Source organism: Caballeronia sp. RCC_10 (assembly GCF_041360715.1).
Taxonomy (GTDB): Bacteria; Pseudomonadota; Gammaproteobacteria; order Burkholderiales; family Burkholderiaceae; genus Caballeronia; species Caballeronia grimmiae.
Genome location: NZ_JBFUPT010000017.1, coordinates 60,066 through 82,309 on the forward strand (window position 1 = coordinate 60,066; position 22,244 = coordinate 82,309).

At 63.3% G+C, this 22,244-nt stretch carries 20 protein-coding genes; 4 read left to right on the top strand and 16 right to left on the bottom strand.

The features are described 5' to 3' along the window. Positions 1–26: 26 nt before the first annotated feature. Positions 27–1,832, top strand: a complete 1,806-nt coding sequence (gene pabB / locus AB6804_RS23925; RefSeq protein ID WP_370888600.1) for an aminodeoxychorismate synthase component I — start codon at positions 27–29, stop codon at positions 1,830–1,832. Positions 1,833–1,842: 10 nt separating this feature from the next. On the opposite strand, the gene dgoD is transcribed toward pabB, so the two are convergent. Next, the gene (gene dgoD, locus AB6804_RS23930) at positions 1,843–2,991 is read right to left on the bottom strand and encodes a galactonate dehydratase (protein ID WP_370888601.1); all 1,149 of its coding nucleotides are present in this window, start codon (positions 2,989–2,991) and stop codon (positions 1,843–1,845) included. A 110-nt stretch (positions 2,992–3,101) separates the two neighbouring features. Here dgoD and AB6804_RS23935 point away from each other — a divergent pair, with 110 nt between their 5' ends. Continuing rightward, entirely contained in the window at positions 3,102–3,818 is a 717-nt protein-coding gene (locus AB6804_RS23935; RefSeq protein ID WP_370888632.1) for a FadR/GntR family transcriptional regulator, read from the top strand. Positions 3,819–3,907: 89 nt separating this feature from the next. Here the strand turns inward: AB6804_RS23935 and gloA are convergent, their stop codons facing one another. The 14 genes from gloA to glpK form a co-directional block, all read right to left on the bottom strand. Next, entirely contained in the window at positions 3,908–4,294 is a 387-nt protein-coding gene (gene gloA, locus AB6804_RS23940; RefSeq protein ID WP_370888602.1) for a lactoylglutathione lyase, read from the bottom strand. 121 nt (positions 4,295–4,415) lie between these two features. Further along, on the bottom strand, positions 4,416–5,306 hold the full coding sequence (locus AB6804_RS23945) for a M48 family metallopeptidase (protein WP_370888603.1): 891 nt from the start codon (positions 5,304–5,306) through the stop codon (positions 4,416–4,418). A 92-nt stretch (positions 5,307–5,398) separates the two neighbouring features. After that, complete coding sequence (locus tag AB6804_RS23950) at positions 5,399–6,172, bottom strand: 1-acyl-sn-glycerol-3-phosphate acyltransferase (protein ID WP_035961505.1); 774 nt, start codon at positions 6,170–6,172, stop codon at positions 5,399–5,401. Positions 6,173–6,204: 32 nt separating this feature from the next. Beyond that, positions 6,205–6,756 carry a D-glycero-beta-D-manno-heptose 1,7-bisphosphate 7-phosphatase gene (gene gmhB, locus AB6804_RS23955; RefSeq protein ID WP_035961503.1) on the bottom strand — a complete coding sequence of 184 codons (552 nt, stop codon included), beginning with the start codon at positions 6,754–6,756 and terminating at the stop codon, positions 6,205–6,207. 3 nt (positions 6,757–6,759) lie between these two features. Beyond that, entirely contained in the window at positions 6,760–8,859 is a 2,100-nt protein-coding gene (gene glyS, locus AB6804_RS23960; protein ID WP_370888604.1) for a glycine--tRNA ligase subunit beta, read from the bottom strand. 17 nt (positions 8,860–8,876) lie between these two features. Next, a complete protein-coding gene (gene glyQ / locus AB6804_RS23965) occupies positions 8,877–9,896 on the bottom strand; it encodes a glycine--tRNA ligase subunit alpha (protein WP_244793461.1) in 1,020 nt (339 codons plus the stop codon). A gap of 201 nt (positions 9,897–10,097) precedes the next feature. Further along, the gene (locus AB6804_RS23970; protein ID WP_370888605.1) at positions 10,098–10,880 is read right to left on the bottom strand and encodes a hypothetical protein; all 783 of its coding nucleotides are present in this window, start codon (positions 10,878–10,880) and stop codon (positions 10,098–10,100) included. Between the two features lie 155 nt (positions 10,881–11,035). Beyond that, a complete protein-coding gene (lnt, locus tag AB6804_RS23975; protein ID WP_370888606.1) occupies positions 11,036–12,709 on the bottom strand; it encodes an apolipoprotein N-acyltransferase in 1,674 nt (557 codons plus the stop codon). A 76-nt stretch (positions 12,710–12,785) separates the two neighbouring features. Then, entirely contained in the window at positions 12,786–13,688 is a 903-nt protein-coding gene (locus AB6804_RS23980; protein ID WP_370888607.1) for an HlyC/CorC family transporter, read from the bottom strand. A gap of 179 nt (positions 13,689–13,867) precedes the next feature. Next, entirely contained in the window at positions 13,868–14,563 is a 696-nt protein-coding gene (locus AB6804_RS23985) for a gamma-glutamylcyclotransferase (RefSeq protein WP_370888608.1), read from the bottom strand. 28 nt (positions 14,564–14,591) lie between these two features. Beyond that, positions 14,592–15,056: an rRNA maturation RNase YbeY gene (gene ybeY / locus AB6804_RS23990; protein ID WP_370888609.1), complete on the bottom strand. Its 465-nt coding sequence runs from the start codon at positions 15,054–15,056 to the stop codon at positions 14,592–14,594. Continuing rightward, on the bottom strand, positions 15,053–16,168 hold the full coding sequence (locus AB6804_RS23995) for a PhoH family protein (protein ID WP_370888610.1): 1,116 nt from the start codon (positions 16,166–16,168) through the stop codon (positions 15,053–15,055). Before AB6804_RS23995 ends, ybeY begins: the two co-directional genes overlap by 4 nt. Before the next feature lie 33 nt (positions 16,169–16,201). Continuing rightward, positions 16,202–17,578 (bottom strand): tRNA (N6-isopentenyl adenosine(37)-C2)-methylthiotransferase MiaB, encoded by a 1,377-nt coding sequence (miaB, locus tag AB6804_RS24000; RefSeq protein ID WP_370888611.1) that lies wholly within the window; start codon positions 17,576–17,578, stop codon positions 16,202–16,204. A gap of 168 nt (positions 17,579–17,746) precedes the next feature. After that, complete coding sequence (gene glpK / locus AB6804_RS24005; RefSeq protein ID WP_370888612.1) at positions 17,747–19,243, bottom strand: glycerol kinase GlpK; 1,497 nt, start codon at positions 19,241–19,243, stop codon at positions 17,747–17,749. A 228-nt stretch (positions 19,244–19,471) separates the two neighbouring features. Between glpK and AB6804_RS24010 the strand changes: the two genes are divergently transcribed. Next, positions 19,472–19,861, top strand: a complete 390-nt coding sequence (locus tag AB6804_RS24010) for a hypothetical protein (RefSeq protein WP_370888613.1) — start codon at positions 19,472–19,474, stop codon at positions 19,859–19,861. Between the two features lie 55 nt (positions 19,862–19,916). Here AB6804_RS24010 and AB6804_RS24015 read toward each other — a convergent pair whose 3' ends face one another. Further along, the gene (locus tag AB6804_RS24015; protein ID WP_035961904.1) at positions 19,917–20,114 is read right to left on the bottom strand and encodes a hypothetical protein; all 198 of its coding nucleotides are present in this window, start codon (positions 20,112–20,114) and stop codon (positions 19,917–19,919) included. Between the two features lie 434 nt (positions 20,115–20,548). Here AB6804_RS24015 and ggt point away from each other — a divergent pair, with 434 nt between their 5' ends. Beyond that, positions 20,549–22,186: a gamma-glutamyltransferase gene (gene ggt / locus AB6804_RS24020; RefSeq protein ID WP_370888614.1), complete on the top strand. Its 1,638-nt coding sequence runs from the start codon at positions 20,549–20,551 to the stop codon at positions 22,184–22,186. The last annotated feature ends 58 nt before the right edge of the window (positions 22,187–22,244 follow it).

A 22,244-nucleotide genomic window follows, 5' to 3' on the forward strand; every position in this document is an offset into this window, starting at 1 on the left:
CTGACGCGCGCCTGCATCATGCGAGCATGGCCATGAAGATCGAAGCACGCAGCGCTGCATTCGCGCTGCTCGACGATTGCGACGCGACCGCCGAAAGGCGGTCGAGTCGTTTGTACACGGACTTCTCGCACGAGCATGTCTGTGAAGACGGTCGCTCGCTCGATGCGGTCTGTGCTGGCATCGAGCGCGATCTGCAAGGCGGCTTGCATGCGGTCGTGGTCGCCGACTATGAATTCGGGCGCAATCTGCAGTTTGGGCAAATCGGGCGCGGCGGCGATCATGCGCTGCGCGTGCTGATGTTTCGCGCGTGCACGGCGTTGTCGCATGACGAAGCCAGCGCGTGGCTGACCGCGCAAGACGGTCATGCGGGAGCGCCGTCGATGGCAGGCGTGGCCGGCATCGAGCCGAGCGTCACGCGCGATGAGTTCGACGCCGCCATCGCCGCCATTCAGCAAGCGCTGGTGGACGGCGAGTCGTATCAGATCAACTTCACGTACCGGCTCGCGTTCGATGTGTTCGGCACGCCGCTCGCTCTGTATCGACGGCTGCGCGAGCGTCAGCCGGTGCGCTATGGCGCGTTGATCGCGATGCCGGACGGACGCGCGGTCGTGTCGTGTTCGCCGGAGTTGTTCATCGAAAAGCAGGGCGATGTGCTGCGCGCCCGCCCGATGAAAGGCACCGCGCCCCGCGACACCGATCCCGCCGCGCTCCACGACGATCCGAAGAACCGGGCGGAAAACGTGATGATCGTCGATTTGCTGCGCAACGATATCTCGCGCGTCGCGGTCACGGGGTCGGTGCATGTACCCGCGCTGTTTTCAGTCGAACCGTATGCGTCCGTCTGGCAGATGACGTCGACGGTCGAAGCGCGCGTCGTGCCCGGCACGCCGTTCGCGGCGATCATCTGCGCGCTGTTTCCGTGCGGCTCCATCACCGGCGCGCCGAAGTACCGCACGATGCAGCTCATCGATGAAATCGAAAGCACGCCGCGCGGTCTCTATACCGGGGCAATAGGCTGGCTCGATGCGGGCGGCGACTTCTGTCTGTCGGTCGCGATTCGCACGCTGGTCATCGACGCCACGGGCGAACGCGGCGTGCTCGGCATTGGCGCGGGCATCCTGCTGGATAGCGTGTCCGCGAACGAGTACGAGGAGTGTCTGTTGAAGGCGCGTTTTCTCACCGGTGCGGGCCCCGGCTTCGAACTCTTCGAGACGACGTACGCCACGCGCAGCGAAGGCGTGCGCCACTACGCGCGTCATGTGGCGCGGCTGAAGGCAAGCGCGGCGTATTTCGGTTTTGCGTTCGACGAACATGAGCTTGATGCCGAAGTCGCGCGACACTGCGCGGGCTTCGATGAAGGCAAGCCGTATCGATTGCGCATCGCGCTCGACAAGCGCGGGCCCATCTCGATGACGAGCGCACCGCTTGCGCCGTTGCCATCGGAAACCGTGAATGTGCTGCTTGCGTCAGAGCGCGGCTTTGCGGCGCAATCATCGCGCGACACGCTGCTTCGCCACAAGACGACGCGCCGCGCCGACTACGACCGCGCGTGGAAGGCCGCCGAAACCGAAGGCGCGTTTGACATGCTGTTCACGAACGAGCGCGGCGAACTCACCGAAGGCGGCCGTTCGAGCATCTTCGTGAAGCTGGACGGGACGTGGTGCACGCCGCCCATCGACGCCGGCGTGCTGCCGGGCGTGATGCGCGCGGTGGTCATCGGAGAGCTCGGCGCGGAAGAACGCCGGCTAATGCCAGCCGATCTCGACCGCGCCGAAGCCGTGCTCATCACCAACGCGCTGCGCGGCGCGGTGAAAGCACGCCTTACGCACTAGCCCGGGCGCGTTACCACTCGGCGACGCTGCCATCCGCGTGACGCCACACCGGATTGCGCCAGCGATGCCCGATTTTCGCCATCTCGCGCACCTTCTCCTCATTCACTTCGATCCCAAGCCCGGGTCCTTGCGGAATCGATACCATGCCGTCTTCGTACTTGAAGACTTCCGGATTCCTGATGTAATCCAGCAGGTCGTTGCCCGTGTTGTAGTGGATGCCCAGGCTTTGTTCCTGAATGAACGCGTTGTAGCTGACGGCGTCGATCTGCAGGCAGGTCGCGAGCGCGATCGGTCCGAGCGGGCAGTGCAGCGCGAGCGCCACATCGTACGCTTCGGCCATCGACGCGATCTTGCGGCATTCGGTCAGCCCGCCCGCATGCGACGCGTCGGGCTGAATGATATCGACATAACCGCCCGCCAGAATGTGCTTAAAGTCCCAGCGCGAATAGAGCCGCTCGCCGAGCGCGATCGGCGTGCTCGTCTGATTGACGATATCGCGCAACGCCTCGACGTTTTCCGACAGCACCGGTTCCTCGATGAACATCAGCTTGTACGGATCGAGTTCTCTGGCAAGCACCTTCGCCATCGGCTTGTGCACGCGTCCGTGAAAGTCCACGCCGATGCCCACGTTCGGCCCGACCGCCTCGCGCACCGCACGCACGTTGTCGATCACGCCCTGCACCTTGTCGAACGTGTCGATCATCTGCAGCTCTTCGGAGCCGTTCATTTTCACGGCCTTGAAGCCGCGTTCGACCACCGCCCGTGCATTGTTCGCGACGTCGCTCGGACGGTCGCCGCCGATCCACGAATACACCTTGATCTTGTCGCGGACCTGGCCGCCGAGCAGCGCGTGAATCGGCACGCCGTGATGCTTGCCGAGAATGTCCCACAGCGCCTGATCGACGCCCGCAATCGCGCTCATACCGATAGGACCGCCGCGATAAAAGCCCGAGCGATACATCACTTGCCATAAGTCTTCTATATGGCGCGGATCCTTGCCGATCAGATAGTCGGAGAGTTCGTCGACGGCGGCGGCCACCGTATGCGCGCGTCCCTCGACGACGGGTTCTCCCCAGCCGGTAATGCCCTCATCGGTCTCGATTTTGAGGAAGCACCAACGCGGCGGAACAACGAAAGTTTCAAGTTTTGTGATTTTCATGCAAGCGTCTCCTGGCGAGACTCTTATGGTAGCTCAAACTCGGCGCAATGAACCTATTAATAGTACTGTTCTGACCGTAAGCAGCCTTCTTTCAGCCGACGAAATGGCGGATAATCGCGCGGATCGATAGCACGACGAAGGAGTTCATCATTCACCGCGATCTTCATGGCCGCGTGGCGTACGAACTGGGCACGGCCATACTACGCGGCGATTTCATGCCCGGTTCGTCTCTCCCGCGGGAAGTTGAACTGATGGAACGGTTTGGCGTAAGCCGAACGGTATTACGTGAGGCGCTGCGCACGCTGACATCGAAGGGGATGATTCAGTCTCGCCCGAAAATCGGGACGCGCGTGAGGCCGAGAGAAGCCTGGAATCTGCTCGACGCCGACATGCTGCACTGGTATTCGGGCGTCGCTCCGCCGATGCACTTCGCGCTCAAGCTTCAGGAAATGCGCGAGATGATCGAGCCGTATGCCGCCGCGCTGGCGACGCACAACCACGACGCACACGCGCTCGACAAGCTGGAGAAAGCGCATCGCGCGATGGTGGAGGCGCAGAACGTCGACGAGTGGGTGCGCGCCGATCTCGAGTTCCACTTGTGCCTGCTGGCCGCTTGCAGCAACGAGTTGCTCGTTCCGCTGGGCGTGCTCATCGAACGGACGCTCGAAGGACAGTTGCGTCTGAACGCCAGGCGCGCAGAAGTGTTCAACGCCTCGCTGGCCGAACATACAGCGGTCTTCTCGGCGATCGTCGCACGCGACGCGGAGGCTGCACGCCGCGCAATGTCCGATCTGCTTGGAGTGACGCGAGCGCGTATCGAAGGGTGATGTGGCGCGCGTGATTCAGGGAGAAAAAAAATGCGCGCGGCGATCTCATCGCCAGCGCGCAAGCATTTGCCGATCAGCAATCGATCAGATCACGAATGCTTTTCGATCAGTTCGACCTTGTAGCCGTCCGGATCTTCCACGAACGCGATCACCGTCGTGCCGCCCTTCACCGGGCCGGCTTCGCGCGTGACGCGGCCGCCCGCGTTACGGATGCGCTCGCATGCTTCGGCGGCGTTATCCACTTCCAGCGCAATGTGGCCGTAAGCGGTGCCCATCTCGTACTTTTCGACGCCCCAGTTATAGGTGAGCTCGAGCACGCTGTGTTCGCTTTCATCGCCATAACCGACGAACGCGAGCGTGTACTTGTACTCGGTGTTCTCGCTCTGGCGCAGCACCTTCATGCCGAGAATGCGGGTGTAAAAGTCGATGGAGCGCTGCAGGTCGCCGACGCGCAGCATCGTGTGGAGAAGTCGCATGATGAGGTTCCTGTTGTGTTCGCGGCGGCGCGATTCCTGAACTCGTCGCACTCGCCGGCATTGCGGGTTCGTTCAAAATTGTACCGTTCGATGCAAACCCGCGCTGACCGCGCTCATCGGCTTACAACGCAGGCAGCAGATCCGGCGGATGATGCTTGAGCGTATGGCGCGCCTCGCGAAACTCCGGAAAGATGGATTCCACCGTTTTCCAGAAACGCGGGCTGTGATTCATCTCACGCAGATGCGCGAGTTCGTGCGCGACGACGTAATCGATGATCGACAGCGGAAAGTGAATCAGCCGCCAGTTGAGGCGAATCTTGCCGTCGCTCGAACAACTGCCCCAGCGCGTCGCCGCCGATGACAGCGCGTAAGCCCGATACTCCGCGCCCAGCTTCTCGGCATACACCGCGAGCCGCTCGCCGAAGATGCGCTTCGCTTCGCTCTGTAGCCAGCCTTGCACGCGATCTTTGATCTGCTGCGCATCGGCGAAAGCGGGCAGGGCTAGTGCGAGCACGTTGGTGTCGGCATCGAACGAAGGCGTGCTCGCGGACGGATTCAGCGACACGCGAATCGTCTTGCCGAGAAACGGAAACTCAGCGCCGTCCTGCCATTCGATGCGCGGCAGCGCGCGCTGCTCGACGCGCGTTTGCCACTCGGCCAGCTTCCGAAAAATCCAGCCTTGCTTGTCGCCGATTGCAGTTTCGATATCCGCGATCGTCACCCAGCGCGGCGCGGTGATCGTGAGACCGGTTGCATCGATGCAGAAGCCGATGGTGCGCCGTGCCGAGCGCTTCAGCCGATAGTCGAGCGCCTGAGCACCGAACAGCACGCGGCGCTGACGCACGCCTTCCGGAAGCGGCTCGGGCTTCGACAGTTCGCCAGACGGGACGTTGCCGCGTGGAGAAGGCGGCGCGGGAGCGGGCGCGGTCGCGGGCGCATGCTCGAACGGAAGATCGAGTTGCAGGGTATCGAGCGCGACGGCGGGGCGCTGTCGCGAGGGAGGCTTCTGCATCGGCTCGGCTTTGCGCTCCCGGCGCAGGAATGACGAGAAGAACGAATAGGGCACGCGGCTCGACCGGCTCGAAGCTCTGGAGGCGAACCGCGTCAGCGGCCCGTGCCCGCAGCGCCCGCCCGTTGCGGCTGCGCGTTCGACGTGGCATATGCGAGCGGATCGATACGGCGCATCTCCGTTTCGATCCAGCTCTCGACGCGCACATTCACTTCTTCGGGCGAGAGACCGGCGGTATCGATGGGCTTGCCGATCGACACCGTGACTATACCCGGATACTTGATGAACGAATTGCGCGGCCACACGTGCCCGGCGTTATGCGCGATCGGCACGACAGGCGCGCCCGTCGCGACGGCGAAGCGCGCGCCGCCCGTCTTGTACTTGCCCTGGGAGCCGACCCGCGTGCGCGTGCCTTCGGGGAACATGATGACCCATGCGCCGTCGTCCATCCGTGCGCGGCCCTGGCGCGTGACGGATGCGAACGCATCGCGGCCTTGCGCGCGGTCGATGTGCACCATCTTCAGCAGCCCGAGCGCCCAGCCGAAGAACGGCACATACAGCAATTCGCGCTTGAACACATAGCAGAGCGGACGCGGCATCAGCGCGGGAAAGGCCAGCGTCTCCCACGCGGATTGATGCTTCGACAGGAGCACGGCGGGGCCATCGGGCAGATTCTCAGCGCCTTCGATCCTATAGCGGATGCCGACGAGATGACGCAGCACGACGATCGTCGACTTGCACCAGCCGGCCGCCATCCAGTAGCGCTTGTCGGCGCGCATGAACGGAAACGCGATGAAGCAGGCGATTGCATACGGCACCGTGTACATGACGAAGTACAGCATCAACAACAACGAACGGATGAAGCGCATGAAGTCTCAGCAAGTCGTGACGGGGCCGGCGATCAGTCCTGATGCCGCGCGAGGAAGTCGAGCGCGAAGGCGCGCAGATCCGTGTGAACCAGGGTGCCTGCGGGCAGCTTGCCTTCCGCGAGCGTTTTCTCGCCTTTGCCGGTCAGCACGAGATGTACCGGAAAGCCGAGCGCGGCGCCCGCCTGCAGGTCACGCAGGGAATCGCCGACGACAGGCGTATCTTCCGGATCGATCTCGAAGCGGTCGATGATCTGCTGCAGCATCCCCGGCTTCGGCTTGCGGCAATCGCATTGATCTTCGGCCGTATGCGGGCAGTAGAAGATCGCGTCGATGCGCCCGCCGACTGCCGCGGCCGCGCGATTCATCTTCTGATGCATCGCGTTGAGCGCGGCCATGTCGAACAAGCCGCGCCCGATGCCCGACTGGTTCGATGCAATCGCCACGCGATACCCCGCCTGATTGAGCCGCGCGATGGCTTCGAGACTGCCGGGAATGGCGACCCATTCGTCCGGCGACTTGATGAACGCGTCGGAATCGACGTTGATGACGCCGTCGCGATCGAGGATGACGAGTCGTCTGTTCATGGCTCAGGCCGCGAGCTTGGAGATGTCGGCCACGCAGTTCATCTGCTGATGCAGCGCCTGCAGAAGCGCAAGACGGTTATTGCGCAGCGCGGCGTCTTCCGCGTTCACCATCACGTCGTTGAAAAACGTGTCGACGCTTTCCCGCAATGCGGCGAGCGCGGTCAGCGCTTCCGTGTAGTTGCGCGCGGCGAGCTGGCTTTGCACGCGCGGCGTCACGTTCTGGATCTGCGCGTACAGATTCTTCTCAGCCGCTTCCACGAGCAGGTCCGGATTCACCGATGCGGGCGCGCCTTGCTCCGACTTCTTCAGGATGTTCGAAATGCGCTTGTTGGCCGCCGCAAGCGACGCGGCTTCCGGCAGCGACGCGAACTCGCGCACGGCGTCGAGGCGCGCGACGATGTCGTCGAGGCGCGTCGGGTTGAGACTCAGCACGGCTTCGATGTCGTTGGCTTCGAAACCGCGCTCGCGCAGCAGGCCGCGCAGACGGTCGAGGAAGAACGCATAGACGGCTTCGGTCGAATCCGCGACCTGCGGCATGCCGGCGAACTGACGCTGAGCGGCTGCGACGAGATCACGCAGATCGATCGGCAGCTTCTTTTCAAGCAGGATGCGCAGCACGCCGAGCGCATGGCGGCGCAGCGCAAACGGGTCCTTCTCGCCAGTCGGCGCGAGGCCGATGCCCCAAATGCCGACGATGGTTTCCAGCTTGTCCGCGAGCGCCACCGCGCAACCGACGCCGGTCGACGGCGTGTCGTCGCCGGAGAAGCGCGGCTGATAGTGCTCGGAGCACGCGAGCGCGACTTCTTCCGGTTCGCCGTCGTGACGGGCGTAGTACGTGCCCATCGTGCCTTGCAGTTCCGGGAATTCGCCGACCATGTCGGTGAGCAAATCTGCTTTCGCGAGACGCGCGGCGCGGCGGGTGAGCGCGGCATCGACGCCGATCATCGGCGCGATTTCGCCCGCGAGCGCTTCCAGCCGCTCGACGCGTTGCAGCGCGGAGCCGAGCTTGTTGTGATACACGACGTTGGCGAGCAGCGGCACGCGGTCTTCGAGGCGCTTCTTCTTGTCTTGCGTGAAGAAGAACTTGGCGTCGGCGAGGCGCGGGCGCACCACGCGCTCGTTGCCTTCGATGATCTCGCCCGGCGTTTTCGTGTCGATGTTCGACACGATCAAAAAGCGCGAGCGCAGCTTGCCGTGATGGTCGGTGAGCGCGAAGTACTTCTGGTTCGTCTGCATCGTGAGGATCAGGCATTCCTGCGGCACTTGCAGGAATTCCTCGTCGAAGCGGCATTGATACACGACCGGCCATTCGACCAGCGCGTTGACTTCTTCGAGCAGGGCTTCCGGCATGACGACACGATCTTCGCCCGCGAACGCCTGCAATTGCGTGCGAATGGACTCGCGGCGGTCATCGAAATTCGGGACGACGTGGGCCTTCGTTCGCAGCGTTTCGGCGTAGTCATCGGCATGGGCGATCGGCACGAAGCCTTGCGACATGAACCGATGGCCGATGGTCGTATCGCCCGCATCGACGCCGAGCGCGCTCACCGGCACGACGTCGCGGCCATGCAGGGCGACGAGGCGCTGCACCGGACGCACGAACTGCACATTCGTGCCGTCGGGACGCTGATACGTCATCACCTTCGGAATCGGCAACTTGCCGAGGGTTTCGTCGAGCGCGGCTTGCAGGCCATCGGCGAGCTTGGCGCCGGGGGCCGCGTAGCGCAGAAAGAAGGATTCGGCCTTGCCGTCCTGCGCGCGTTCGAGTTCGGCGAGCGGGAAGTCGGGGAAGCCGAGCGCCGCGAGCTTCTTCGCGAGCGGCGGCGTGGGCTTGCCTTCCTTATCGAGCGCGACGGAAACCGGCAGCACTTTTTCGCGCACCTGCTTTTCCGGCGCGACATCGCGCACGTTCTTGATGAGCACGGCGAGGCGGCGGGGCGTCGCGTATTTCTCGAACGACGGCGCGCCTTCGATCAGGTCGCGCGCAGCGAGCCGCTCGACGACGCCTTCGGCGAAAGCGGTGCCGAGACGCGCGAGCGCCTTCGGCGGCAGTTCCTCGGTCAGCAGCTCGACGAGCAGGGAAGCGTGATGGGATTGCGTCATTGTTCTGTCTTGCCTCGTCAAGCCTGTTCGTTGGCGCCGGTGGGCGAGCTTTCCACCTTCATCGGCGGCGCCCATGCGGGCCGCTGCGCTTCTTCCTGGTCGGTGATGAGATCGGGGTCGCGCTTGACCGGATTGCCGAGCATCGGGAAGCCGAGTGCTTCGCGCGAATCGTAATAAGCCTGCGCGACGAGACGCGACAGCGCACGAATGCGGCCGATGTACGCCGCGCGCTCCGTCACCGAGATCGCGCCGCGCGCATCCAGCAGGTTGAATGTGTGGCCGGCCTTTAGCACGAGTTCGTAAGCGGGCAACGCGAGCTTTGCGTCGATCATCTTCTTCGCTTCTTCTTCGTAGCTCTTGAAGAGATGGAACAGCAAGTCGACGTTCGCGTGCTCGAAGTTGTACGTGGATTGTTCGACTTCGTTCTGGTGATACACGTCGCCGTAGCTGAGCTGACGCAGCACCTTCCCGTTCGGGCCGTCTTCTTCCCACTCGGTCCAGACGAGGTCGTAGACGTTTTCGACCTTTTGCAGATACATCGCGAGGCGCTCGAGGCCATACGTGATTTCGCCGAGCACCGGCTTGCAATCGATGCCGCCCACTTGCTGGAAGTACGTGAATTGCGTCACTTCCATGCCGTTCAGCCACACTTCCCAGCCGAGGCCCCATGCGCCGAGCGTCGGGTTCTCCCAGTCGTCTTCGACGAAGCGCACGTCGTTCTGCTTCAGGTCGAAGCCGAGCGCTTCGAGCGAGCCGAGGTACAGGTCGAGGATGTTCTCCGGCGCAGGCTTCAGCACGACCTGATACTGATAGTAATGCTGGAGGCGGTTCGGATTCTCGCCGTAGCGCCCGTCCTTCGGGCGGCGCGACGGCTGGACATACGCCGCTCGCCACGGCTCCGGGCCGATCGCGCGCAGGAACGTGTGAACGTGAGAGGTGCCCGCCCCGACTTCCATGTCGATGGGTTGAAGCAGCGCGCAGCCCTTGTCGTTCCAGTAGGACTGCAGCGTCAGGATGATTTGCTGAAAGGTGAGCATGATTGCCTTTTACCAGGCGCGGCCATCGTCGTGACGACGCGACTCTAGGGCTCGGCCGAAGTGCTAAAACCTTGAATTTTAGCTGATGGCGGCGGCGGGTGATGTTTTTGTGATGGTGATGCGACTCGGCCCGGCGATCGTTCGGCGCAACGAAGCCGAACGCCTTGCGCCGGCCGGCGTTGCGATTGCGTCTGGCCGTGGTTATTTCTGGCCGAGCATGGCCGAACGAATGTTTTCGAACACGGGTTCCGGGGTGGCGATCCATCGATCGGTTTCATCGCTATGCACGAGCAGCAGGTCGCCTTCGACTTGCTTGTCGGGTGCAGCACTCGCGATCCTGGCCGCGAGTGTCTGCGAATATTCGACGACAGCCTGCTTCCCCTTTGCGGCATTCCTGGCCTTCTCGGGCCCCGGTACGCTTTTCATGACCGATCCGATGTCGACGACTTTGCAGGCGTAATGTATCGACGTCGTGGGCTGTGCGGACTCCGGCGTCGTATTCGGACTGCGGCCCGTCGCATGACATTCGGACCGGTGGGTCGCGTCCGACATCTTTCGCAATACTTCGATATAGGCGTCGGTTACTTCCCGTGGCCTGTTGCTGCGCTTGGCCGCGTCGATCATGGAATCGAGCATTTTTCGCGGTGCTTCTTGCGCAGCAGTCAGATCGGCTCTCTGTTGATCGGTCAGTTGCCGGCCTTCGGTCATGTAGTCCGTGTATCGTTTGAAACTTTCGTCATCTTGCTTGACGATCATCTGCAGATAGACGTCGGCAACCTGTTCGGGCGTCAGCGTTTCAGCGTGAGCACCGGCGCACAGCAATGCGCTCGCGCAGGCGACCAGAATGGTGTTCGTTATTTTCTTCACGGAAGCGTGTATTGGCGGGTGATGGAACCGTGGCACTCGACGCGAACTCAGTGAACGCGTTGATTTCGTCGTGCAAACCATTTCGAGATTGCACTGGCCACTTCGACGACGGCGCATTCTAGGGTTGTTTCCCCGCCTCGGAGGTAAAACATTGTCGGCGTCGCGAACGCAGCGTTTCTCGCAAAAAAAAACGACGGAAACCTTATGTTGGCTTCCGTCGTTTATGGATTTAGCAGCGCAACCGGCGTCGATTCCGGACAGAAACGCTTCGTTCAGTTGCCGTTGATTCTTCTTCTCCCCGGCGCAAACGCGAACCCCAAAGCCAGCAACAACAGCGACACCGCGATGACCGTCATATTCCCGCTCGTCACATAAGGAGTGCGCCCCGACGTGCCTTGCACGCGCGCTTCAAGTACGCCTGTTGTGAACGTTGGCAGCTTCGAGACGACCTCGCCATTGGCGGCGATCACCGCCGTCATGCCGGTATTGGTCGCGCGCAGCATCGGCCGGCCGGTTTCGATCGACCGCATGCGCGCAATCTGTAGATGCTGATCGAGCGCGATGGTATTGCCGAACCACGCAAGATTCGTCGAATTGACGAGCACGCCCGCAGGCGCTTCCTGCTCGCGAATCGTATGCGCGATTTCCTCGCCGAAAATGTCCTCGTAGCAGATGTTCACGGCGATCGGCTGGTTATGCACGAAGAACGCCTTCTGCGCGACAGGCCCGCGCGCAAGATCGCCCAGCGGAATGCCCATCAGGTTCACGAACCAGTGAAAGCCGAGCGGCACGAACTCACCAAAAGGAACGAGGTGATGTTTGTCGTAGCGATAAACATCGTTTACGCCCGGCGTCATGCCGAAGAGGCTGTTGGTGAAATCCGTCACGCGTCCGTCGGGAAGTACGGTCACGCCGATCGCGCCAAAAAGAATCGACGAGTTCGTGCGGTCGGCGAAACTGCGAATCGCGGTCGCGAAATCCTGGGGCACTTGCACGGCCAGCACGGGCAGCGCGGTTTCAGGCGTCACGATCAGATCGGCGGGCTTTTCGGTGATGAGCCGCTGATACAGCGCCAGCGACTGGTTCACGCCCGCCTGTTCGAACTTCATCTCCTGCTTCACGTTGCCTTGCAACAGGCGCACGTCGAGCGGCGCGTTCGCGGGCGTCGTCCATCTGACGAGCGACAGCAGCAGGCCCGCGACGATCAACGCCAGCGCGACCACGGCGGGCACGAACGCGCGCGCGCCACGACCCGTTCGCCTCACTTGGAAAACCGCCTGCACGATGAGCGCCGCGACCAGCGCCAGCACCCAGCCGACACCGTACACGCCGGCAATCGGACCATATCCGGCGAGCGGCCCGTCCACTTGCGCGTAGCCGCTCGCTAGCCACGGAAAGCCGGTGAAGACGAGTCCGCGCAGCCATTCGCCGAGCGCCCATGCGCTCGCGAACGCGAACGCGCCGTGCCACGTCGGGGCGTAGCGGGGGGCGGCGTCGATATCGCGGGCGGTGCGGGCGTCTTCATCGCCGAAGCGGGCTCGTCCTGCAACGAGCGACCAGACCACGCTCGATGCAGCCGGATATATCGCCAGATAGAGCGAGAACAGCGCGACGGCGGCGGCCGCGAGCGGCGCGGCCATGCCGCCGTAGAAGTGCATGCTGACGTAGAGCCACCAGACGCCGGTCACGAAGTTGCCGAAGCCGAATGCCCAGCCGGTCAGCGCCGCGCTTTTCCAACTGCTCGTGCGCGAAAGCCACGCGAAAAACAGCGCGAAGATGACGAGCTCGATCCATCCGCCGTGCGGCGTCGGCGCGAAGGAAAGCGTATTGGCCGCGCCAAGCACGGCCGCGACGAGGTAATGCCAGAAAGGAAGCGCGCGGGAGGCGGTCGACGCGCCTTCTGCGTTGCGTCGCCACGGGAACAAGCGAAACGATGAATCGGCCATTGAGTGCGGGGAAAGGACTGGCGGATGGGGCGTCGCGTCCGGACCACGAGCGGGGCGGACGCGTCGTGCTGCGCGATCAGTCGCGCAGCTCGCCCTCGTCGTCAGCGGAATGGGATTGTTGCGTGAGATTCGGCACGCGCCGAACCAGGAGCACATGGATCTGCCGGGCGTCGCCGCGCAGAATTTCGAACACGAAATCGTCGATGCGCACCTTTTCGCCGCGATGCGGCACGCGCCCGAAACGATGCGTGACGAGCCCGCCGATGGTATCGACTTCCTCGTCGGAGAAATCGGTGCCGAACTCTTCGTTGAACTGCTCGATGCCCGTCAGCGCGCGCACCCGGAACTTGCCGTCCGGCGACGGCATGATGTTGCCGGCTTCCTCGTCGAAGTCGTATTCGTCCTCGATGTCGCCGACGATCTGCTCCAGCACGTCCTCGATGGTGATGAGGCCCGCGACGCCGCCGTATTCATCGACGACGATGGCGATGTGATTACGGTTCACGCGGAAATCGTGCAGCAGCACGTTAAGGCGCTTCGACTCCGGAATGAACACGGCGGGGCGCAGCATGCCACGCACGTCGAACTCTTCTTCGGCGTAATAGCGCAGCAGGTCTTTTGCGAGCAGCACGCCGATGATGTTGTCGCGATTGCCCTCGTACACCGGATAGCGCGAGTGCGCTTTTTCCAGCACGAACGGAATGAATTCGGCGGGCGTTTCCGCGATGTTGATGGCGTCCATCTGGGCGCGCGGAATCATGATGTCGCGCGCGCAGAGATCGGACACCTGGAAGACGCCTTCGATCATCGACAGCGAATCGGCGTCGAGCAGGTTGCGCTCGTGGGCGTCTTGAAGCACTTCGAGCAGCTCGTCGCGTGACTCGGGCTCGTGCGAGATGAAATCGGTCAGGCGTTCGAGCAGCGAGCGCTTTTCGTGCGGTTTGTCGGAGTGTCGTCGACTGGGATAGGGTTCGTTCATAGCGGAGCGCCCGGGACGTCCCGGGCGCGAATTAACGGAAAGTTAAGCATACACCAAGGCAAATTGTGGCCTGAGTGGTGCGGCGCGCGTAGCGCATGGTTCGAGCATCCTAGCCGAAAACTGTGCATAGCCGATGTCGGTCGGAAACGCATTGGCCATACGGACAAGAGTCTGCGCAGCTACTTGCCGGCCTTCCCGGCATGGCACCGCCTCAGCAACGCCTCCAGCGCCCGGTCCGGCATGCCGCTTTCGCGCAGCGCCTCGACCGTTCGGCTCACGTAATCGAGCGTCGTTCCATAGCGGCCGCTCGCGCAGCCGAACACCGTGCGGATGACCGGATCGCCGAGCTTGCCCGTGTACGACGCCGCCTCGCGGCGCATCACGAAGGCGAGCGCCTCGACGCGCCGTCCGTCGATCAGCGTGCAGGGCAGCCACGCGGGCCTGTAGGACGCCATGGACATTTCGCGTCGCCAGAGCGCTTCGAGATGCTCGGGCGCGTCCGCGCCGGCGAGCCGGAACGCCATGCCGGTGCAGGAGCCGCCGCGATCGAGCGCGAGCACGAGGCCCGGCTGCTCCGGCGTTCCGCGATTCACTCGCGACCACAGATAAAGCCCGCGATGATAGCCGTGCACCTTGCCGCGCACGGCCTCGAGCGTCGGCAAGCCGGGATTCCAGATCAGCGACCCGTAGCCGAACAGCCATAAATCCGACCGGCGGTCCCAATGAGCGAGCGCGGCATCGCGAGAAGCCGCGAGTTCGTCGTCGGTGAGGAGCGCCGTTTCTTCGAGCGCGGGCGGATAGTCCGGGCAGGCAGGCGCCGGGTCGTGCGGGACAAGGTCGGTATCGGGCGTGGGCTCGGGCGTTTTGTCGTTCACGGTGCGGCGGGCGAAGGCTGGCTGACGCTCAGGCGAGCGGGACGTAGGGATCGGAGAAACCCAGAGACTGCATGATATCCGTCTCGATGGATTCCATCTCCTGCGCCTCGCTCTCGACCTCGTGATCGTAGCCTTGCGCGTGCAAGGTGCCGTGGACAATCAGATGCGCGTAATGCGCGGCGAGCGGCTTGCCCTGTTCGGCGGCTTCACGCTCGACGACCGGACAGCACAGAATCAGGTCGCCCGCGACGGGATCGTCCTCCGACTCGGCATACGCGAACGTCAGCACGTTCGTCGCGTAATCCTTCTGACGATAAGTGCGATTCAGCATGCGGCCTTCTTCCTCGTCGACGAAGCGCACGGTCAGTTCGGCGTCCGCGAACAGCGACGCCTTGATCCAGCGCGCGACCGTCGCCCGCGGCAGCATCGCCTTGTGCGACGGATACGTTTTAGCGGCAGGAAACTGCAGGGTCAACGTGAGGCGAGGCATCATTCCGGCTTCGGCGACTGCTGCGCGGCCCGCGCCGCATCGGCGATGGCGGCGTCTTTCTGCGACTGCGCGTCGTAGGCCTCGACGATCCGCGCCACGAGCGGATGCCGCACCACGTCCGCCGATGAAAAACGCGTCATCGCGATGCCGCGCACTTCCGCCAGCACGTGCTGCGCTTCAATCAGCCCGCTCTTGTGCCCGCGCGGCAAGTCGACCTGTGTGGTGTCGCCCGTCACGACTGCCTTCGAGCCGAAGCCGATGCGCGTGAGGAACATCTTCATCTGCTCGGGCGTGGTGTTCTGCGCCTCGTCCAGAATGATGAACGCGTGGTTCAGCGTGCGGCCGCGCATGTACGCGAGCGGCGCGATCTCGATCATCTGACGCTCGAACATCTTCGCGGTCTTGTCGAAGCCGAGAAGATCGTAGAGCGCGTCATAGAGCGGACGCAGGTAGGGATCGACCTTTTGCGCGAGATCGCCCGGCAGGAAACCGAGCCGCTCGCCCGCTTCGACAGCCGGTCGCGTCAGCACGATACGCTTGACCTGATCGCGTTCGAGCGCATCGACGGCGCAGGCCACGGCCAGATACGTCTTGCCGGTGCCCGCCGGTCCGATGCCGAAGGTCACGTCATGCGCGATGATCTGACGAAGATACTCGCGTTGCGCCGGCGTTCTGCCGCGCAGATCGGCGCGACGCGTGTAGAGCTTCGGGCCGTGATCTTCGTCGGCGTCGAGGTCCATCGTGGCGCTCGGCTCGTCGAACGGATGATCCGGATCGCCGCGAAAGCGCGGATCGACCGGGGCGTCGTCCTCGCCGTTCTCTCCAGCCTGCTTCGCCAGACGCGTCGCGTGCCGGGCTTCGACGAGCGCGAGCTGGATATCGTCGACGGAAATCGGGTCGCGTGCGCGGTTGTAGAAATTCTCGAGCGCGGCGAGTGCGACCTTTGCACCACGGCCACGAATCGAAATCTTGTGGCCGCGGCGCGACAACGTCACGTCGAGCGCCTGCTCGATCTGCCGCAGATTTTCATCGAGCGGCCCGCAGAGGTTGGCGAGCCGGGCGTTGTCGTCGTGCGGAGCGGTGAACTCGAGATGCTGTTGAGGAGCGTTCTTCAAGGCGAGGTGGGTGTCCTTTCTGATCACGTTCGATTAATTGGCCAGCTCCGGCGCGGCCGCTTCCGGTGCGAGAACCAGCGCGCCGCGCAGCGAATGCGGATAGGCGTGGTTGATTTCGACATCGATCATCTGGCCGATAAGGCGCGCATGCGACGCGACGGGCGCCGGGAAATTCACGACGCGATTGTTCGCCGTGCGGCCTGCAAGCTCGTTCGGGTCCTTGCGCGACGGGCCTTCGACGAGAATACGCTGCACCGAGCCGACCATCGCATTGCTGATTCTCACGACGTTTTCCTCGATCGTTGCCTGCAGGTGCTGCAAACGCCTGAGCTTGACTTCGCGAGGCGTGTCGTCGTGCAGGTTCGCAGCCGGCGTGCCTGGACGCGGGCTGTAGATGAACGAGAAACTGGTGTCGTAGCTCATCTCGTCGACGAGCGCCATCATCTTCGTGAAGTCGTCCTCGGTCTCGCCAGGGAAGCCGACGATGAAATCGGTCGACAACGACAAATCCGGGCGGATGGCGCGCAGACGGCGAATCACCGACTTGTATTCGAGCACGGTGTAGCCGCGTTTCATCGCCATCAGGATGCGGTCGGAGCCGTGCTGCACCGGCAAGTGCAGGTGCGAGACGAGCTTCGGAACCTTTGCGTAGGTGTCGATGAGGCGCTGCGTGAATTCCTTCGGATGCGACGTCGTGTACCGGATGCGCTCGATGCCCGGCACGTCCGCGACGTACTCGATGAGCGTCGCAAAGTCCGCGATCTCGTTCGAACCGGCGGTCAGCGCGCCCCGGTAAGCGTTGACATTCTGGCCGAGCAGCGTCACTTCGCGCACGCCCTGGTCGGCCAGGCCGGCGATTTCCGTCAGCACGTCGTCGAGCGGGCGCGAGACTTCTTCGCCGCGCGTGTACGGCACGACACAATAGCTGCAGTACTTGCTGCAGCCTTCCATGATCGACACGAACGCGCTCGGGCCGTCGACGCGCGCCGGCGGCAGATGGTCGAACTTTTCGATTTCCGGGAACGTGATGTCGACTTGCGCACGGCCGGTGGCGCGGCGCTTGTCGATCATGTCCGGCAGGCGATGCAGCGTTTGCGGGCCGAACACCAGATCCACATACGGCGCGCGCGAGACGATCGACGCGCCTTCCTGGCTCGCGACGCAGCCGCCCACGCCAATCAGCAGGTTCGGATTCGCTTCCTTCAACTCGCGCACGCGGCCGAGGTCCGAGAAGACCTTCTCTTGCGCCTTCTCGCGCACGGAGCACGTATTGAACAGGATGACGTCAGCGTCTTCCGGGGTGTCGGTCTTGACGAGTCCTTCCGCCGCGCCGAGTACGTCGACCATTTTGTCGGAGTCGTACTCGTTCATCTGGCAGCCGAAGGTCTTTACATAAACTTTCTTGGTCATGAATGGTCGCCGGTCGCAGTGGTTAACCTGGGGGCGTAATAAAAGAATTGAAGAGGATGTGCGGGTTTTCGCAGAAACTGCACCGCTTTTGCTTGTAATTTAGCCCGATATTATAGCCCTGCTGGCGAATGAGGGCATGGGCCGCGAGCCGCCGGCGAGCAGGCGCGGTCATGCGTCCGCCCATGCTTTTGCTGCGTTCACCGCACGCCGCCAGCCTGCGAGAGACGCATCGACGTCCGATGTGGGCATCGAAGGCGAGAAGCGCCTGTCCAGTTGCCACTGCGCCTTCAGCTCGCCGACATCCTTCCAGTACCCGACCGCCAGGCCCGCGAGATAGGCAGCACCGAGCGCCGTCGTCTCGGCGACGCGCGGGCGCACGACGTCGACGCCCAGCACGTCGGCCTGGAACTGCATCAGCAGGTCGTTGGCGCAGGCGCCTCCATCGACGCGCAACTGGGCGATCGGCATGCCGGAGTCCGCTTCCATGGCCCGAAGCACGTCGAGCGATTGATAGGCGATCGACTCGAGCGCCGCCCGCGCGATATGGCCCGACGTCGTGCCGCGCGTGACGCCGAAGAGCGTCCCCCGTGCTCGCGCATTCCAGTGCGGCGCGCCGAGACCGGCGAACGCGGGCACGAGATAGACGCCGTCGCAATGCGGCACGCCGCGCGCGAGCGTTTCGACTTCGCTCGCATGGCGGATGAGTCCGAGTCCGTCGCGCAGCCATTGCACGACCGCGCCCGCAATGAAAATGCTGCCTTCGAGCGCGTAATCGACGCGATCGCCGATCTGCCACGCGATCGTCGTGACGAGATTGTTGCGCGACTCGATCGGCTTCTCGCCCGTGTTCATGACAAGGAAACAGCCCGTGCCGTAGGTGTTCTTCACCATGCCGCTTTCGGTGCACATCTGCCCGAACAGCGCCGCGTGCTGGTCCCCGGCGATGGACGCGATCGGCACTTCGGCGGCGAGCACGCTGCCATGCGTCGTGCCATAGACCTCCGACGACGCCCGCACTTCCGGCAACATGCTGCGCGGAATGTCGAACGCATCGAGCAAGTCGTCGTCCCAGCGTTTCGCGTGAATATCGAAGAGCATTGTGCGCGAGGCGTTGGTGATGTCGGTGATATGCATGCCGCGCCGCGTGAAGTTCCACACGAGCCAGCTATCGACCGTGCCGAACGCGAGCCGCCCCTGCTTCGCCTTGTCGCGTGCGCCTTCGACGTTGTCCAGAATCCAGCGAACCTTGGTCGCCGAGAAATACGCGTCGATCGGCAAGCCGGTTTTCGCACGCACCATGGGTTCGAGTCCGCGCGCCTTCAGTTCGTCGCATATGCCCGCCGTGCGCCGGTCCTGCCAGACGATCGCGTTATAGACCGGCCTGCCGGTCTCACGCTCCCACACGATGGTCGTTTCGCGCTGGTTCGTGATACCCACCGCCGCAATCGACGATGCGTTCAGCCCCGCCCGCGTGACCGCTTCCGCCGCGACGCCCGCCTGCGTCGACCAGATTTCCTGCGGATCGTGCTCGACCCAGCCCGGCTGCGGATAGATCTGCTGGAATTCCTTTTGCGCGATGGACACGATGTTGCCGTTTCTGTCGAACAGCATGGCGCGCGAACTCGTCGTACCCTGATCGAGCGCGAGGACGATTTGATCCTGCATGGTCATCATCTCCGAGGTTGAGCGGATGCCAGCCGTCTGCATTGGCCGTGCGAAGCCCGCATGCGCAATCTATCGGACACGCGGGGCGCGGACAACCTGGCCGAATGGCATAAGCCAAATCGACGGTGCAACCCGGGCACGTGAATTTGCCTATGCCATCGGGCCAGTGGCAGGAACCGGGAGATCGTTCGATACTGGGCGCTCGAATCGAAGCCAGGAGTGAATGCAATGCGAAAGCGGGTGGTGTACGGCGCACTGGCCTTATCCGGCGCGTTGGGGCTGGCCGGATGCGTATCGACCCCGAGTCTGGAAGGCTCGTCGCGCGCTCCGTCGTTCGACGCGTTGCAGGGCCTTTGTGGAGCGGCGCCGACGGATTACGGCGCCGACGCTCAGTCCGTCTATTCGGCGTTCTACGACGCATATGTCGCCCAGCGGCGGGGCGGCTTATCGAAAGAACAGTTCTGTGCTTTTCAGACGGGCATCGCGGAGCGGCATCGCGCGTATGTCGCCAGTCCGGGCCCTGAAGCGCAGAGCGCGTGGGCGACGTTCATTCTGGGCGAGCGCGCGCGGGCGCTGAGTTGGCGCGCGGCGGTGGATCCGACGTTGCGGGCGGGCTAGGGCGTTAGGAGCAGGACGCGGCGCACGAGCCGCGTCCGAAGCATGACGACGAGTGCTACGAGAACCGCTTGAATGCCTTGATGGTTGAATCGCCGGTTGCGGTGAGGCGCCATTGCTGTCGGCCCGACGCGAGGTGTTCCAATTGGACGAGCTGGCGTTCGAGCAGTGCGTCCAGTTCTTCGCGTTCCATATCGACCTGATTAGGCGCTTCCTGAACCAATAGCAGCGTGGCAAATTCGTGCGGACTCAGCATCGTGTTCTCCATGACGACCGACAGCTTGGCCACCGGCCTGAAGGCCGGATCTTTTGCTTGAATCGTGGTACGGGAAACTGCACTTGCCGGGCGGACTCGCTGTGCTCTTGCTGCGGGTGCCGGGAATTGGGATTGTAGGCAAGCGTCTGAGGAGTGCCAAACGTACCGACGAAAATTTTGGCTTTGACATTTGATGCGTGCGCGAGCGGTTCGGCGCGCACGGCGATTCGAAGAATCGACTTGAGCTTTATGCCGCAGCGCACACAAAGGCCCGCCACAAGGGATTCATGCCGCTCTTTCATTAATTTATACAATAAATGAATTTGTTTTAGGTCAAGCGGGCAATGCAATATGCTTCCCTTGCGCGATCAACTAATTGCATGCTCTCGTCGGCTTCATTCCTGGCGGGACTGCTGGTAATTCGGACTTCATTCATGACTCGCTTCAACTGGCAAAACCCCTATCCCACGCCGCGCCTGCCGGTGTTCGCCCGCAATATCGTGTCGACGTCGCATCCGCTTGCCGCGCAAGCTGGCCTGCGCATGTTGTGGAAAGGCGGAAATGCCGTCGATGCGGCCATCGCGGCAGCGGCGGCCATTACCGTCGTGGAGCCGGTGTCGTGCGGACTCGGCGGCGATGCCTTCGCGCTCGTCTGGGACGGCGCCAAGCTGCACGGGTTGAACGCATCGGGCGTGTCGCCGGCGGCGTGGAACGTCGATTACTTCCGTCGCAAGTACGGCGAGGAAGACGGCCTCGCGCGCCAGCCCAAGCGCGGTTGGGACACCGTGACGGTGCCGGGCGTCATCGCGGGGTGGGAAGCGTTGCACGCCAAGTTTGGATCGCTTCCGTTCGCCGATCTGATGGAACCGGCCATCGAGATCGCGGAGCGCGGTCATGCGGTGGCGAGCATCGTCGCTTACAAGTGGGCGGCGGCCGTGCCGGAGTTGAAGGATTTCCCCGGCTTCGCGGACGTTTTCATGCCGCACGGACGCGCGCCCGAAGTCAGCGAACTCGTGCGTATGCCGGGCCACGCGAAAACCCTGCGCGCGCTGGCCGAACACGGACCGCGCGCCTTTTACGAAGGCGAGATCGCCGAGCGCATCGCAGCCTTTGCACGCGAGGGCGGCGCGGCCATGACGCTGGACGACTTGCGCAACTATCGCGCTGACTGGGTCGAGCCGATCAGCAAGGACTATCGCGGCTACACCGTGCACGAGATTCCGCCGAACGGGCAGGGCATTGCCGCACTGATTGCCCTCGGCATTCTCGACAAGTTCGATGTCGGCGCGCTGACCGTCGATCGCATCGAATCGCAGCATCTGCAGATCGAGGCGATGAAGCTTGCGTTTGCAGACGTGTATCGCTATGTCGCCGATCCGCGTTCGATGGACGTGACGCCGGAGCAGATGCTCGACGACGCCTATCTCGCCGAGCGCGCGAAGCTGATCGACCCGGCGAAAGCGACGCAGTTCGACTTCGGCATGCCCAAGGCGGGCGGCACCATCTACATGTCGGTGGCGGACGAGCACGGCATGATGGTGAGCTTCATCCAGTCGAACTACATGGGCTTTGGGTCGGGCGTGGTCGTGCCGGATACCGGCATCTCGTTGCAGAACCGCGGCTGCGGTTTCTCGATGGACCCGAAGTCGGCCAATGTAGTGGAAGGCGGCAAGCGTCCGTTCCACACCATCATCCCGGCGTTCGTCACTCAGGAAGTCGAAGGGCGCAGGGACGCCGTCATGAGCTTCGGCGTGATGGGCGGCGACATGCAGCCTCAAGGGCATCTGCAATCCATCGTCCGCATGATGGACTACGGCCAGCAGCCGCAGGCGGCGTGCGACGCGCCGCGCTGGAAGGTAAACCGCGACTTCACCATCGACATCGAGGCCACGCTCGATCTCGAAACGGCGCGCGCGCTCGAAGGCCTCGGGCACACGATCAAGTCCGTCGACGACCCGTATATGGACTTCGGCTCGGGCCAGTACATCTGGAAACTGGATCGTAACGATCCGGAGCGCGGTTACGTCGCCGCGAGCGACAGCCGGCGCGACGGACTCGCCGCCGGCTTCTAGACGCGCTTCGCGAGCCGCGTCGACAGGCGGCTCGCATTTCATTCGAACACCGCTCGCC